This window comes from Pseudomonas sp. FG86 (assembly GCF_057808775.1).
In genome coordinates, this window is sequence record NZ_JBMDIS010000049.1 from 1 (window position 1) to 13,836 (window position 13,836).

Sequence of the window (13,836 nt, forward strand, 5' to 3'; positions counted from 1 at the left end):
ACGAGACGGGCACTTCCTGAATGTGTTTTCGCGTCTCCGAGCTAACAATATTCCGATAGTGCATCTGCAAGTCGGCCGCCAAAACCATTCCCATAAATGTCCAAAAAAATGCGCAATACCTGACATATATTGGAATTCACCGCGTAGCCGATTTCCTAAAGTGAAAAATAGCCGGCAAATTCGCCCGGTAAAACCACGACATTTCCACTGAGCGTTACTTAGATTTTGCAGTTCTTTCTATTTGATGGAGCTGCAGATGCCTCAGCCCTATGCGTTTATCAACGAACGCCAACAAACGTCGACCGAACTCAAGGCTCGTCTTGACCTGAGCGGACCCGCCGCCAAGAAGTTCGACTTACTCAACAGCCATATCCGCAACGTAGTGGTTCTACCGGGCCAACTGGTGATCATCGGAGACGACTCGACGGCCCTGTGTACGCCGCAAGAGTCGAGGTTGATGCAGTCTGCATGGGACATTCGCCATAGCGTAATGGCCGAAGGCGGAGCCGACTTTGCTTTGCAGAACTATGACCTGTTGCAGAGCTTGCTGGGCTACACCTCGCTCGGCGTCGGAACGGCGGGCGATGCGTGGAGTCGGCACTTGAAGGACATCGCCAAAACCCTGGAAGAAATTGACGCCCTGCACAAACAGTCCCTGCGCCGAGGCGGCGGTGCTGCGCGGGATGAGTTCCTGGCACGTCGCCAGGTTTTGTTTACCAAACTGGAAGCGCAAATGCGTGGGTTCACCCGTTACGGCACCGGCTTGCGTAATGACGGATCGATCAAGAAGATGCTGGGGATTTCCACCAGGAGCTATCTGCATACCGGAGAGATCAGGCGATATGCCGAGAGGATTGCGAAGATTGCCAGGACGGCGAAGGTGCTTAAAGCCGGGACGCCGTTGGGGATTGCGTTGAGTACTGCATCTACTGCGCTGGAGATCAAGGAGGCGTGTTCAACGGGGAGGGAGGAGCAGTGTAGTAAGGCGAAGTATTTGGAGGTGGGTAAGCTGGGCGGAAGCGTTGTGGGCGGAATGGCAGGTGGGGCTTTGGTAACCGCGCTATGTTTTGTCGTATTGGGCCCCACAACCGGGCCAGTGTCATTGGGCTGCCTGTTGATAGGAGGGGGAACCGGTGGTGCGATTGGTGGCAGTTATGGGGGAGCGCTCGGGGAAACCGTAGGCGAGAAAATCTATGAGTATTGATTACTTGTTCAATCACCCTCAGAAATTTTGGTTTGATGTGGGAGTCATGTGTTTGGCCCTTGCCTTTAATGTGACGGGGATTGTTCTGGCGTATGCAAGACTGGATGAGATGGAGGACCGATTAAACAAATGCAGTCTTGTCACTTCTCACAAGCGCATCTGGGGCGATTGGATACTGGGGAGGGTGATTCGACTGTGCGCCGTCATGGCGACGGTATCAATGCCGCGATGGAACATACGGCGTGGTGTCGTGGACCGGCAGCAAGTGCAGGACTTTCCTCGCGGCCTTAAGCGTGTACTTCAAAGCATGATGCTGGGGGGCGTGGTTTTTTTAACGATTGCCACAGCCGACACCCTCTATAGATGGCTGGGACATTAATCAAAAAAAAGCCCCATGGCCAAACAGGCCACAGGGCAAAAAATTGGCTGGATGCGACCAACCAAAGGAGCTCTTTACGTTACTGGGCAGTCGCCACGACGGTGTCTGGTTTCCAGCCACCCCCTAGCGCCTTGTAGATCGCCACAATCCCGCGATACAGGTCGACTTCGGCCTGGGCCTGGGAGTCTTCGGCGGCCAGGCGTTCGCGTTGGGCGTCGAGCAGGACCAGGAAGTCCACGGTGCCTTCGCGGTAGCGGATCGCGGCGAGGTCGGCGGCGGCGCGGCTGGATTCGCTTTGACGGATCAGCGAGACCAGGCGTTGCTGGCGCTTGCCGTAATCACTGAAAGCATTCTCGGACTCTTCCAAGGCCAGTAACACTTGCTGCTCGTAGGTCGCCAGGGCGCCATCGGCTTCGGCGTCTGCGCCGCGCAGGCGGGCACGCACGCTGCCCAGGTCAAAGGCGGCCCAGGTAATGCTTGGGCCGAGGGCCCAGGCATTCGCGGCCGATGAGCCGATCTGCGAACCCCGCCCGGCGGTAAAACCGAGGAAGCCGCTGAGGCTGACCCGTGGGAACAGGTCGGCCTTGGCCACGCCGATGCGCGCGGTGGCGGCGGCGAGTTTGCGTTCGGCGCTGAGGATGTCCGGGCGTCGTTGCAGCAGTTGCCCTGGATCGCCGATCGGCAGCGCCTTGGCAATCGCCGGCAAGTCTTTCGGGCTCAGGTCCACGGTCAGCTTGTCGGGGCGCTGGCCGAGGAGGGTGGCGATGCGGTTACGCTCGCGCACTTGCTCGGCTTGCAGTTGCGGCACGCTGGCTTCCACCGCCGCCAGGCGTGCGTCGGCACGCTCCACGTCGAGTTGATCGCCCACACCGGCGTCGCGCAGGCTGACGGTGATGGTGCGTGACTCCTGTTGGTTCTTCAGGTTGTCCAAGGCGATGCGTTCACGCAACTGCGCGCCACGCAGTTGACCGTAGGCGTCCACCAGTTCGGCAATCATCGTGACTTGCAGTTGGTAGAGATCGGCTTCGGCGGCCTGCTGGTCGGCGTCGGTGGCTTCCAGGTTACGCTGGATGCGCCCGAACAGGTCCAGTTCCCAGGCCATGTCCAGGCCCAGGTCATACCGCTCGCTGTTCACCCGCCGGGTGGTCTGGCCAGGGATTTGCCCCTTGGCCAGGTCACTGCTGGCGCGGCTGGTAATCGTCGGCATGGCGTCGTTGCTGGCGTCGTCGCGGATCGCCCGTGCAGCGCGCAGGCGGGCAAAGGCGACGCGCAGGTCACGGTTGCCTTGCAGCGATTGCGTGACCAACTGGTTGAGGGTCGGATCGTCGAACTGTTGCCACCAGATGCCTTCGAACTTGGCGTGGTCATACTGTTTGGCATCCGCGGCGGCGGTGATATTCGCCGCCTCCGGGGTCTGGGTTTTGTAGTCCGGGCCCACGGCACAGGCGCTCAGCGCCAGGACCAGCAAGCTCGGCAGAAAGACTTTCACACTCATTGCTGTGTCTCCAGCTTCAAGGCCTTGGCCGCTTTGCGCGCTTCGCTGCGCTCCACATAGCGACGGATCAGTACGTAGAACACTGGCGTCAGCAACAGACCGAAGAAGGTCACACCGATCATCCCGGAGAACACCGCCACACCCATGGCATGCCGCATCTCGGCACCGGCACCGGTGGACAGCACCAAGGGCACCACGCCCATGATGAAGGCGAACGAGGTCATCAGGATCGGCCGCAGACGCAGACGGCAGGCTTCCAGCACCGCAGCGAGCGGGTCGAGGCCTTCCTGCTGTTTGTCCTTGGCAAACTCGACGATCAGAATCGCGTTCTTACAGGCCAGGCCCACCAGTACAATCAGGCCGATCTGGGTGAAGATGTTGTTGTCGCCGCCCGAGATGATCACCCCGGTGATGGCCGACAGCAGCGTCATCGGTACGATCAGGATCACCGCCAGTGGCAGGCTCCAGCTTTCGTATTGGGCGGCCAGTACCAGGAACGCCAGCAGTACGCAGAGCGGGAATACGAACAGCGCGGTGTTGCCCGAGAGGATCTGCTGATAGGTCAGGTCGGTCCACTCGTACGTCATGCCGTTGGGCAGTTCATCCTTCAACAGTTTTTCAATCGCCGCCTGGGCCTGGCCGGAGCTGTAGCCCGGTGCCGCGTTGCCGTTGATTTCAGCGGTGATAAAGCCGTTGTAGTGCATCACGCGGTCTGGCCCTGAGGTGTCGCTGACCTTGATGAAGGTGGCCAGTGGGATCATCTCGCCTTTGTTGTTACGCACTTTCAGCTGGCCGATCTGGTCGGAGTCCTGACGGAACTGTTGTTCAGCCTGCACGTTGACCTGATAGGTACGCCCGAAGCGGTTGAAGTCGTTGGCATACAACGAACCCAGGTACACCTGCAGGGTGTCGAAGATGTCGCTGATTGCCACGCCATGGGTCTTGGCCTTTTCACGGTCGATGGCCGCGTCGACCTGTGGCACGTTGACCGTGTAGCTGGTGAACAGGCCGAACAACTCCGGCACGCCACGGCTCTTGGTGATGACGTTCTGCACTTCTTTGTACAGCTCGTCATAGCCGAGGTTGCCACGGTCTTCGATCTGCAGGCGGAACCCGCCGATGGTGCCCAGCCCCTGTACCGGCGGCGGTGGGAAGATCGCCATGTAGGCTTCTTCGATGCCGCTGTACTTGCCGTTCAATGCACCGGCAATTGCCCCGGCGGACATGCTCGGGTCTTTGCGCTCATCGAACGGTTTCAAGGTCACGAACACGATGCCGCTGTTCGGGCTGTTGGTGAATCCGTTGATCGACAGGCCCGGGAAGGCAATCGCGGCTTCCACGCCGGGTTGCTTCAGGGCGATGTCCGACATGCGCTTCATCACGTTTTCGGTGCGGTCCAGGCTCGCAGCGTCGGGCAGTTGGGCGAAGGCCACCAGGTATTGCTTGTCCTGGGCCGGTACGAAACCGGTCGGGGTGTGGGCAAACCCGAAGAAGGTCAGCACCATCAGGCCGGCGTACACGAACAGGGCAATGCCCGTGCCGCGAATCACCCGGCGTACGGTACCCACGTAGCCATGGCTGGCTTTCTCGAAAAAGCGGTTGAAGGGACGGAACAGCCAGCCGCCAAAGAGCTTGTCGAGGAACTTCGAGAAGCGATCCTTCGGCGCATCGTGACCGCGCAGCAACACGGCGGCCAGGGCAGGGGACAGGGTCAGCGAGTTGAACGCCGAGATCACCGTCGAGATCGCAATGGTCAAGGCGAACTGTTTGTAGAACTGGCCGGTCAAGCCACTGATAAAGGCGGCTGGAATGAACACCGCACACAGCACCAGCGCCGTGGCGATGATCGGGCCGGTCACTTCACTCATGGCTTTTTCAGTCGCCGGGAACGGCGCCAGGCCCAGCTCGATATTACGTTCGACGTTCTCCACCACCACGATGGCGTCGTCCACCACGATGCCGATGGCCAGTACCAGGCCGAACAATGACAGCGCGTTGAGCGAGAACCCGAACAGGTGCATCACCGCAAACGTACCGATCAACGATACCGGTACTGCCACCAACGGAATGATCGAGGCGCGCCAGGTCTGCAGGAACAGGATCACCACCAGCACCACGAGGATCAGTGCTTCGAACAGGGTATGCACGACCGCTTCGATGGAACCGCGCACAAAGATCGTCGGGTCATAGGCGATACGGTAATCCATGCCCGCCGGAAAGCTCTTTTTCAACTCGGCCATCTTGGCGCGCACATCGTTGGAGATGTCGATGGCGTTCGAGCCGGGGCGCTGGAAAATCGGAATCGCGACGGCTGGCTGGTTATCGATCAGCGAGCGCAGCGCATATTGGCTGGACCCCAGCTCGACGCGGGCGATGTCCTTGAGGCGCGTGATTTCACCGTTGGCGCCGGCGCGGATCACAATGTTCTCGAACTCTTCCTCGGTGACCAGGCGACCCTGGGTATTGACCGACAACTGGAAGCTGGTATCCGTTGGAGCAGGCTGGGCGCCCAGGGCACCGGCTGCTACCTGGCGGTTCTGCTCGCGGATCGCGGTGACCACATCGGTCGCGGTCAGGTTGCGCGAGGCGGTCTTGTTCGGATCCAGCCAGACACGCAGGGAGTAGTCGCCCATGCCGAACAACTGCACGTCGCCCACGCCACCCAAGCGGGCCAGCTCATCCTTGATATTGAGGATCGCGTAGTTGGACAGGTACAGCATGTCGTAACGCTGATCTGGCGAGGTCAAGTGCACCACCATGGTCAGGTCGGGGGAGGCCTTGTCCACGGTAATACCGATGCGCGTCACTTCCTCAGGCAATTTTGGCTGAGTCCGCGTCACACGGTTTTGCACCTGCACCTGCGCGTTGTCCAGGTCGGTGCCCAGGGCGAAGGTGATGGTCAGGGTCAGCTTGCCGTCGGCGGTCGACTGCGAGGACATGTACAGCATGTTCTCGACGCCGGTGATGGCTTGCTCCAACGGCGCGGCCACGGTTTCACCGATGACCTTGGGGTTGGCGCCCGGGAAGTTGGCGCGTACCACCACGGTGGGCGGCACCACTTCCGGGTATTCGCTGATCGGCAACTGGAACAGCGAGATCGCACCGGCGATCAGGATCAGCAGCGACAGCACCGCTGCGAAGATCGGCCGCGAAATGAAGAACTTGGAAAAATTCATCTTGAGTCGTATCCCTTAACCGCGTGGAGTCGCAGCGCTGGCAAGTTTGGGCGCGGTTTTGTCCGGCGTCACTTGTTCCAGGTTGCTGGCTTCAAGCGCTTGTCGTTGTTGGGCCAAGGCGGCGAGGGTTTCCTTGCTGGCCATCGGAATGGTTTCCGGGGCGACCGGCGAGCCGGGGCGCGCGCGTTGCAGGCCCTTGACGATAATGGTGTCGTCCTTGTTCAGGCCGCTGCGCACAATACGCAAGCCTTCGATCTTCGGCCCCAGCTCCACCGCGCGATAAGCCGGCTTGTCGCCTTCCATCACCAGTACGAACTTCTTGCCCAGGTCGGTACCCACGGCCTCGTCGTTGATCAGTACGGCGGAGTAGGTGCCGCTGCCGACCAGTTTCAGGCGTGCGTACAGGCCAGGGGTGTATTCGCCTTTGCTGTTATCGAACACGGCGCGGCCACGGATGGTGCCGGTGGCCGGGTTGACCTGGTTGTCGACAAAGTTCATCTGGCCCAGGTGCGGGTTGCCGGTTTCATTCGACAGGCCCAGGTACACCGGGGTGGTCGCCCCGCGACGGCCCTGGCGAGCCAGCTCGGTGTACTTGAGGTACACGCGCTCATCGGCGTCGAAGTAGGCGTAGACCTTGTCGGTGGAGACCACGCTGGTCAGCGCGGTGACATCGGCGGTCACCAGGTTGCCGGCGGTGATTTCGGCACGGCTGACGCGGCCGCTGATCGGCGAGGTGACGCGGGTAAAGCTCAGGTTCAGCTTGGCCAGGTCCAACTGCGCCTGGATCCCGGCGACGGCGGCGCGGGCTTCCTGGGCGGCGGTGGTGCGCGAGTCGGCCAGTTCGGCGGAGATCGCATTGCTCTGGCGCAGGCGCTCGCCGCGTTGGGCTTCGTTATCGCTGCGGGTGGCTGCGGCTTTGGTTTGCGCCAGTTGGGCTTCGAGGCGGCGCACTTCGGCCTGGAATGGACGTGGGTCGATCTGGAACAGCAGGTCGCCTTTCTTGACCAAAGCGCCTTCGGTGAAAGCGACTTGGTCAATCTGGCCAGAAACCCGTGGACGAATCTGTACGGTCTCGGGCGCTTCCAGGCGACCGGTGAACTCGTCCCACTCGTTGACCGGTTGTTCGAGTACCTTGGCCACGCTGACTTTCGCAGCAGGCATGGCGGCCGCTTGTTCCGGCGCCTTGCCGCACGCGCTCATCACTACCACGGCCAAAATCGCCAAGGGAAAGCGTAAGTGTTTGAGTGACTGTTCCATGAGGTGCATCCGCCAATGTATTTGAGATGGGCGGATCATGCGCGGCGAGGCGGTATGTCACGAATCGAATGAAGCAAAGGTAACTATCATTCGGAATGATATAAGCGCGTTGTCAGCCCTCTAGCATGCAGGTTTCATTAGGCAGCTATCAATGTGATTGATAGCAACGGTGTGTTGCACGGGCTGCAAGGAACTTATCCGGGCTTACGTTGTGCCCTCAGCCGTCAACTGCGCGGCGATACGTTCTATCAGCAGGCGCACGCGCCTGGGCTGGACCCGCGAGGGCGGGTAGACGATGTTCAGTGCGGTGCCACCCAGGTCGTAGTCCTTGAGTACTTCGACCAAGCGCCCGGCATCGAGGTCGGCGCGCACATCCCACACCGATTTCAAGCACAGGCCATGGCCGGCCAGGCACCATTGCCGGACCAGCGCGCCGTCATTCGCCACGCGGCGGCCACTCACCAGGATGCGGTGTGTCTTGCCGTGCAGCTTGAAGGTCCATTCCCGCGCGATATTGATACCGAAGCGCATGACCAGGCATTCATGTCGGGTCAAGTCCTCGGGGTGTTGCGGGGTGCCATGCCGGGCCAGGTACAGCGGTGACGCACACACGACACGTCGGTTTTCACCGATCAGCCGGGCATGCAGCGTGCTGTCGGCCAACGCGCCGAAGCGCACGGCGAAATCGATTCCCTGGCTGACGGGATCGACGTAGCCGTCGCTGAGGTTCAGGTCGATGCTGACCTGCGGGTACTCCTGCATAAACTGCGCAAGGATCGGCTCGATGTATTGGCGGCCCAGGTCTTCCGGGGCGCTGAGGCGGATCGGCCCGGAAATTCTCTGGGTGCCCAAGCGAATGCTGTTGTGCAACTCATCCGCCTCCGCCAGCAGGCGCCGGGCGCCATCGACCAGCAGGCGGCCTTCATCCGTGAGGTTGATCGCGCGGGTGGTGCGGTTGAGCAGGCTGGCACCGTAGAAACTCTCCAACTGCGCCAGCCGTTCCGACACGGAGGCCGGGGATAAACCCAGTTCCCGGCCGGCCGCGGATAACCCGCCTTTCTCGACAATCAGCAAAAACAGCTCAAGGTTCTTCAGTAGCATTATTCGGTTTTTCCGAAAGTGATTTTTGATTTGCGCTCAATTATCAAAATAAACCTAAAGGCTTAGGGTTGCATCCGTGTTTATCCAACGGAGTGACGCTCATGTCATACGTGAACCTGCAACGGCGTACTTTCCTGGCCCAGGCGGGCGCCGGTGCCGCGGTACTAACCGCGGGATCGTTGCTCGGCACGGCCAACGCGGCCACGGCGCCAACGGACGCTGCCCCAGCGGCAAGCGTACGCCGGGCCAAGGGCGGCTTCTGGCCGGGCAATACGCGCCTGGTGGTGTCAGTGTCGATGCAATTCGAAGCCGGCGGGCAACCGCTCAAGGGCACCGACAGCCCGTTTCCCCCTGTGGATTTTCCCGACAACGTGCCCGCCGATCCGGCCACCAATACCTGGTTCGCCTACGGCTACCGCGAAGGTATTCCCAGGCTGCTCGACCTCTGGGACCGACATGGCGTCAAGGTCACCAGCCACATGATCGGGGACGCGGTAAAGCGCCACCCTGAATTGGCCCGCGAGATCGTCGCGCGCGGCCATGAAGCCTCCGGCCATGGCCCGCGCTGGAGCTCGCAATTTGCCATGAGCCGTGATGAAGAACGCACGTTCCTGCGCCAGGCCGCCCGCATGCTGCAAGACGTCACCGGCCAACCGGTCAGCGGCTACAACTGCAATTGGTTGCGCCGCGGCCCCAATACCTTGTCGTTGCTGCAAGAGCTGGGCTACGTCTATCACATCGATGATGTGAGCCGTGACGAGCCGTTTATCGAACAAGTCAACGGCAAGGACTTTGTGGTGGTGCCGTACACCTTGCGCAACAACGACATTGTCCTGATCGAAGGCCGCAACTACTCACCGTCGCAGTTCCTGGAACAGGTGAAGCTGGATTTCGACCAGCTGTACGAAGAGGCCGGCAGCCGGCGCCGCATGATGTCGATCAGTGCCCACGACCGCATCAGCGGTACGCCGCAAATGGTCAGGGTCTGGGATGAGTTCCTGCGCTACGCCAACAGCCACCCCGGCGTCGCCTTCATGCGCAAGGACGCGATCGCGCAATACACCCTCAAGAGCCCCCTCAGCGTCAGGGAAGGCGAGACGATTTGAACCGTCCCCCACACAAGGAAACAGCAGCATGAAACACTCAGCAATATCGCGCTTTGGCATTGTCACTACGCTCCTGGCCTCGTCGTTTTGCAGCACGGTCATGGCGGCAACCCCCGAGCTGGTGAAGCCGGGCGTGCGGGTGATCGACAACAGCCTGTCGGCCGTACAGCGGGCCAGCATGGAAACCGCCGCCCTGCGCTATGACACCTTCTGGAATACCGGTGACGAACGCCTGGCGCTGCAAGCCCTGGCCGATGATTTCGTCGACAAAACCCCGCCGCCCGGTCGCCAACCCGGCCCGCAGGGCGCGTTGCTGGCGTCGCGGACCTTTCGCGGTGCGGTGCCGGACCTGCGTTGCGAGGTCGAACAGATGATCCTTGCCGGTGACCGGGTGGTGGTGCACCTGCATTTTCGCGGGCATTTCACCGGTACATTCGGCCAGATCAAGGGGGCCGGGCAACCGGTGGATTTTATCGCCACCGATATCTACCAGATCGAAAACGGCAAGATCGCCGCCAACTGGCACATCGAAGACAACCTGAGTGTGATGAAACAGCTGGGCGCGCTCTGACGCCTGAGAGGGGCAGGGCAGACACTTCGGGCCAGGTCGAAGCATCCTGGGGTGGCAATTCCCTATAGTTGGGGCTTCTATTATTGCAGTGTTGCCCCCTGAGGAAACTCCATGACTTCGTCTATCGATCCTGGCCTGTTGGGTATTTATGAAGCTTGGCACACCACCGTCTGTGCGGGCGACCTCGCGGCCACTGCAGCGCTGTACGCAGAACACGCGGTGTTCGAGACACCCCTGGTGCTGGCGATCTACCCCGACCACGGCAGCGGGGTACTGGTGGGGCGCGACGTGATCCAACGGTTCATGGAAGACAGCAAGCGCAAGTTCCCCAGTGACTTGGCCGAGTGGTATCGCAGCGACAAAGCGTTCATCAATGGTCGCAACCTGACCTGGGAGTACCCGCGCAAGACGCCCAAAGGCGAACAGGTCGACCTGATGGAAATGATGGAGATCGAAAACGGCCTGATCACCTATCACCGCGTGTATTGGGGCTGGTACGGCGTGCGGTTGCTGGCGCCTGTCCTGGCCAAGGCGCATACGTTGTGACGCGGCGGGCGACGGTCGCCATCATTGGTGGCTCAGTCACCGGCGTTGCGGCCTTTATCAAGCTGGTGCGCACGGGCGTGGCGGGTTGCATCGAGATCATCGATCCCGAAGGGCTGGCGGATTCAATCGCCTTCACGGCCTCCCAGGACACGCTGTTGTGCAATACCTCGGTGCAGACCATGTCGGTGCTGGACGACGACATGCATGACTTCCAGCACTACCTGCGGGCCCAAGGCATCGATGCCGGTGAACAGGCGTTTGTGCCGCGGGCCTGGGTGTCGGGCTACCTCAAACAGCGGTATGCCGAGTATCGCGACCTGGCCGAGGCCCGGGGCATCGAGCACCGGGTGGTGCGTGCGGCGGTGCGCCATATCAAGCCGGTCGCCCACGGTGAATACCGCTTGGAACTGGAGGATGGCAGCCAGCGTTCAGCCTCGGCGGTGCTGGTATGCACCGGCAGCGCGGCGCCGTTTGTGCCGCCGCTGGTGACCCCGCACCTGGGCGCACCGGGGATTTTCGCGACGCCGTACCCGACCCGGTCCTGGTTGGCGAGCCTGACCCGGCCTTCGCGGGTATTGGTGCTGGGCAGTCGGTTGTCGGCCATCGATAGCGTGCTGCTGTTGTGCGGCGCGGGGCACCAGGTGCTGATGGCTTCGCCGTCCGGGCGTTTGCCGGGCGTGCGCACGGGCACTCCCCGACGGTGCACGGCGAGCCTGGATGAAGCGCGGTTTGCCCGACTGGACCTGGAAAGCCCCAAGCTGTACTGGCATTTGCTGCGCATCGTCGCGCGTTCGGCCAAGGCCATCAGTGGCCGCTCGTTGCGTGCGCAGATCGATCGCAGTGCCGAGCCTGTCCAGCGCCTGCGCGGTGAAATCGCCCTGGCCGAGGGGGGCGCGACAGACTGGCAAAACCTGCTGGTGCAGTGCATGGACCTGGCCGACATCAAGCTGCGCGCCGCGCCGCCGGCAGTCAGGCTGGCGGCGCTGCAAAACTGCTGGGAAGCGGTTGGGCGCTACCTGTTCGCGGTGCCGTTGCAGACCGCGACCACCCTGTTGCGCCTGATCGATCAAGGGCAGCTGCAATTGGCGCCCCAGTTGCCGACGACGCTGGAGTGGCAGGGCAGATGGCAGGCCCGTGACCGCCATGGGCATGTCGAGGTGGTCGACGCCGTGGTCTGCGCCACCGGCTTTCACAAGCAACCGTTCCATGCCACCCCGGACGGCCTGGCCCTGCACGTGACGCCCGCCACGCCCTGCACGCCCCCCGAAGTGTCTGCGCAATTGCAGGTCAGCTTGCCGGGCGCCGGGGCGCCGGAAAACATCTGGCTGCTGGGCGTGGCCTCCTACCTGGCGGCGCCGATGGTCAATTCGGTGTACCAATCGGTGCGTCAGGCGGGCGAGGTGGTGGTGATGCTCGGCGAGCACTTTTCATTAATGGACGAACAGGCAACCGAGGCAGTGGCATGAAAGTGTATGGCGACAGAGGTTCGAGCAATACCCGGCGTGTGCTGACCACGGCCGCTTACCTGGGGCTGGACGTGGAATTCGTGTTCCTCGACCTGTTCAGCGGCCAGAACCGTACGCCGGAGTACCTGGCGCTCAACCCGAACGGCACGATCCCGACCTTTGTCGACGGCGACGTGGTGCTGTTCGAGGCGTCGGCCATCATGATTTACCTGGCGGAACAGGCCGGTTCGTCGTTGTTGCCCTCGGGCAAGGCCAAGTACGAAACCCTCAAGTGGATGTTCTGGGCCGCCGAGCATTTTCGCCGCGGGCCCACGGTGCTGATCGAACAGCGTTTCATGGAGCGCCTGAAGGGGCATGCCGAAAACCCGACCCTGGTTGCGGAAGCCCTGCACGCCATCCACCGCTACACCGCCGTGCTCGAGGGGCACCTGAGTACCCGCCGGTTTATGGTCGGCGATGGGCTGACCCTGGCCGACATCGACCTGGCGGCGCCCTTGAGCCATATCCCGCGCACCCAGGCGCCGTTCCTGGAGTACCCCCATGTGGCGGCCTGGTATGAGCGGATCAACGCGATTGCCGCCTGGCAGCAGAGCGGGGTTGCCCAGGAGCGCAGGATCCGCGAAATCGAAGGGCTGTTCAGCCCGCGGCGGGAGCCGGCATAAGCCTTTTGCGGGCCGGCGCCATCGCATGCAAGGGCGCCTCCAGATGCCGCAAGTGTTCAATCCCCAAATGCATTTTGAACGCGCGCCAGCCGGCGCCGGTGACGTGCACCGCGCGCGTGCCGGTGGTTCGCCTTAGCCAGCCCAGCTGGCAAAAGGTCTCCAGCAGATGGGCCCCAAGCGGGCCGGCGATGTGGTGCTCGCGTTCGGTCCAGTCCAGGCAACGACGGGCCTGGACGTGGTCCTGGAAGCACGGCTCGCCACTGTCCGGGTTAAGCGATTGCAGCCATTCAATGCCGCGCAGCGTCAGCACATATTCGCGTTCGTTGCGATCGAGGATGTAGCCACGGTCGAGCATGCCCTGGGTCACCGCAACGCCGACCTGGCCGGCCAGGTGGTCGTAGCAGCAACGGGCAAAGCGCAGCTCATGGGCGGCACGGTTGGGCAGGCTGCGCCAGGTACTGGTCTGCGGCGACACCGCCGCCAGGCTTTCCAATACATGGGATACATCAGGGCCGGCCAACTGATAGAAGCGGTTGCGGCCCTTGGTCTCGACCGTGAGCAAACCGCCATCGAGCAACTTCGCCAGGTGTGAACTGGCTGTCTGCGGTGTCACCCCAGCAGCATCGGCCAGGGCACTGGCGGACATGGAACTGCCATCGGCCAGGGTGATGAGGATCACGGCGCGTACAGGCTCGGCGATCAAGTAGGCGATGGATGAAATTTTAGGCTGGGTCATTCCCTTGAACTCCGCGCTTTGCCAGATGATGTCGGGTTTCAGGATGACATAAACACCAACACTTCGACACAGCCCGAAGCGTTTCAATTGAAAAGCTGCTTATAGTCAAAGCGCCATTATGGATAGGAAAGACGGGG

At 61.7% G+C, this 13,836-nt stretch carries 12 protein-coding genes; 7 read left to right on the top strand and 5 right to left on the bottom strand.

Going from position 1 to position 13,836, the window contains the following annotated elements; translation table 11 throughout:
* Positions 1-256 precede the first annotated feature (256 nt).
* Positions 257-1,204, top strand: coding sequence for a hypothetical protein (locus ACODSV_RS24680; protein WP_150053772.1), 948 nt, complete (start codon positions 257-259; stop codon positions 1,202-1,204).
* Positions 1,194-1,583, top strand: a complete 390-nt coding sequence (locus tag ACODSV_RS24685) for a hypothetical protein (RefSeq protein ID WP_150053773.1) — start codon at positions 1,194-1,196, stop codon at positions 1,581-1,583. Before ACODSV_RS24680 ends, ACODSV_RS24685 begins: the two co-directional genes overlap by 11 nt.
* A gap of 79 nt (positions 1,584-1,662) precedes the next feature.
* Here the strand turns inward: ACODSV_RS24685 and ACODSV_RS24690 are convergent, their stop codons facing one another.
* The 4 genes from ACODSV_RS24690 to ACODSV_RS24705 form a co-directional block, all read right to left on the bottom strand.
* Positions 1,663-3,078: an efflux transporter outer membrane subunit gene (locus tag ACODSV_RS24690; protein ID WP_024075316.1), complete on the bottom strand. Its 1,416-nt coding sequence runs from the start codon at positions 3,076-3,078 to the stop codon at positions 1,663-1,665.
* Complete coding sequence (locus tag ACODSV_RS24695) at positions 3,075-6,254, bottom strand: efflux RND transporter permease subunit (RefSeq protein ID WP_024075317.1); 3,180 nt, start codon at positions 6,252-6,254, stop codon at positions 3,075-3,077. The genes ACODSV_RS24690 and ACODSV_RS24695 overlap by 4 nt, the downstream gene beginning before the upstream one ends.
* Positions 6,255-6,269: 15 nt before the next feature.
* Positions 6,270-7,511, bottom strand: a complete 1,242-nt coding sequence (mexE, locus tag ACODSV_RS24700; RefSeq protein WP_150053774.1) for a multidrug efflux RND transporter periplasmic adaptor subunit MexE — start codon at positions 7,509-7,511, stop codon at positions 6,270-6,272.
* A gap of 204 nt (positions 7,512-7,715) precedes the next feature.
* Positions 7,716-8,612: a LysR family transcriptional regulator gene (locus tag ACODSV_RS24705; protein WP_150053775.1), complete on the bottom strand. Its 897-nt coding sequence runs from the start codon at positions 8,610-8,612 to the stop codon at positions 7,716-7,718.
* 101 nt (positions 8,613-8,713) lie between these two features.
* Here ACODSV_RS24705 and ACODSV_RS24710 point away from each other — a divergent pair, with 101 nt between their 5' ends.
* The 5 genes from ACODSV_RS24710 (at position 8,714) to ACODSV_RS24730 (ending at position 12,963) form a co-directional block, all read left to right on the top strand.
* Complete coding sequence (locus tag ACODSV_RS24710; RefSeq protein ID WP_150053776.1) at positions 8,714-9,718, top strand: polysaccharide deacetylase family protein; 1,005 nt, start codon at positions 8,714-8,716, stop codon at positions 9,716-9,718.
* A 28-nt stretch (positions 9,719-9,746) separates the two neighbouring features.
* Positions 9,747-10,289, top strand: coding sequence for an ester cyclase (locus ACODSV_RS24715; protein WP_150053777.1), 543 nt, complete (start codon positions 9,747-9,749; stop codon positions 10,287-10,289).
* A 111-nt stretch (positions 10,290-10,400) separates the two neighbouring features.
* Positions 10,401-10,835, top strand: a complete 435-nt coding sequence (locus ACODSV_RS24720; RefSeq protein ID WP_024075322.1) for a nuclear transport factor 2 family protein — start codon at positions 10,401-10,403, stop codon at positions 10,833-10,835.
* A complete protein-coding gene (locus tag ACODSV_RS24725) occupies positions 10,832-12,301 on the top strand; it encodes an FAD/NAD(P)-binding protein (protein WP_150053778.1) in 1,470 nt (489 codons plus the stop codon). Before ACODSV_RS24720 ends, ACODSV_RS24725 begins: the two co-directional genes overlap by 4 nt.
* Positions 12,298-12,963 carry a glutathione S-transferase family protein gene (locus ACODSV_RS24730; protein ID WP_024075324.1) on the top strand — a complete coding sequence of 222 codons (666 nt, stop codon included), beginning with the start codon at positions 12,298-12,300 and terminating at the stop codon, positions 12,961-12,963. Before ACODSV_RS24725 ends, ACODSV_RS24730 begins: the two co-directional genes overlap by 4 nt.
* Here the strand turns inward: ACODSV_RS24730 and ACODSV_RS24735 are convergent.
* Positions 12,938-13,699: an ArsR/SmtB family transcription factor gene (locus ACODSV_RS24735; RefSeq protein WP_024075325.1), complete on the bottom strand. Its 762-nt coding sequence runs from the start codon at positions 13,697-13,699 to the stop codon at positions 12,938-12,940. The genes ACODSV_RS24730 and ACODSV_RS24735 overlap by 26 nt on opposite strands.
* Positions 13,700-13,836 lie beyond the last annotated feature (137 nt).

Excerpts from the sequence above, each read along its gene's own strand:
- ACODSV_RS24735 (WP_024075325.1), bottom strand. The coding sequence starts at position 13,699 with ATGACCCAGCCTAAAATTTCATCCATCGCCTACTTGATCGCCGAGCCT.
- ACODSV_RS24685 (WP_150053773.1), top strand. The coding sequence starts at position 1,194 with ATGAGTATTGATTACTTGTTCAATCACCCTCAGAAATTTTGGTTTGAT.
- ACODSV_RS24715 (WP_150053777.1), top strand. The coding sequence starts at position 9,747 with ATGAAACACTCAGCAATATCGCGCTTTGGCATTGTCACTACGCTCCTG.
- ACODSV_RS24705 (WP_150053775.1), bottom strand. The coding sequence starts at position 8,612 with ATGCTACTGAAGAACCTTGAGCTGTTTTTGCTGATTGTCGAGAAAGGC.
- mexE (WP_150053774.1), bottom strand. The coding sequence starts at position 7,511 with ATGGAACAGTCACTCAAACACTTACGCTTTCCCTTGGCGATTTTGGCC.
- ACODSV_RS24730 (WP_024075324.1), top strand. The coding sequence starts at position 12,298 with ATGAAAGTGTATGGCGACAGAGGTTCGAGCAATACCCGGCGTGTGCTG.
- ACODSV_RS24720 (WP_024075322.1), top strand. The coding sequence starts at position 10,401 with ATGACTTCGTCTATCGATCCTGGCCTGTTGGGTATTTATGAAGCTTGG.
- ACODSV_RS24690 (WP_024075316.1), bottom strand. The coding sequence starts at position 3,078 with ATGAGTGTGAAAGTCTTTCTGCCGAGCTTGCTGGTCCTGGCGCTGAGC.
- ACODSV_RS24710 (WP_150053776.1), top strand. The coding sequence starts at position 8,714 with ATGTCATACGTGAACCTGCAACGGCGTACTTTCCTGGCCCAGGCGGGC.
- ACODSV_RS24695 (WP_024075317.1), bottom strand. The coding sequence starts at position 6,254 with ATGAATTTTTCCAAGTTCTTCATTTCGCGGCCGATCTTCGCAGCGGTG.
- ACODSV_RS24680 (WP_150053772.1), top strand. The coding sequence starts at position 257 with ATGCCTCAGCCCTATGCGTTTATCAACGAACGCCAACAAACGTCGACC.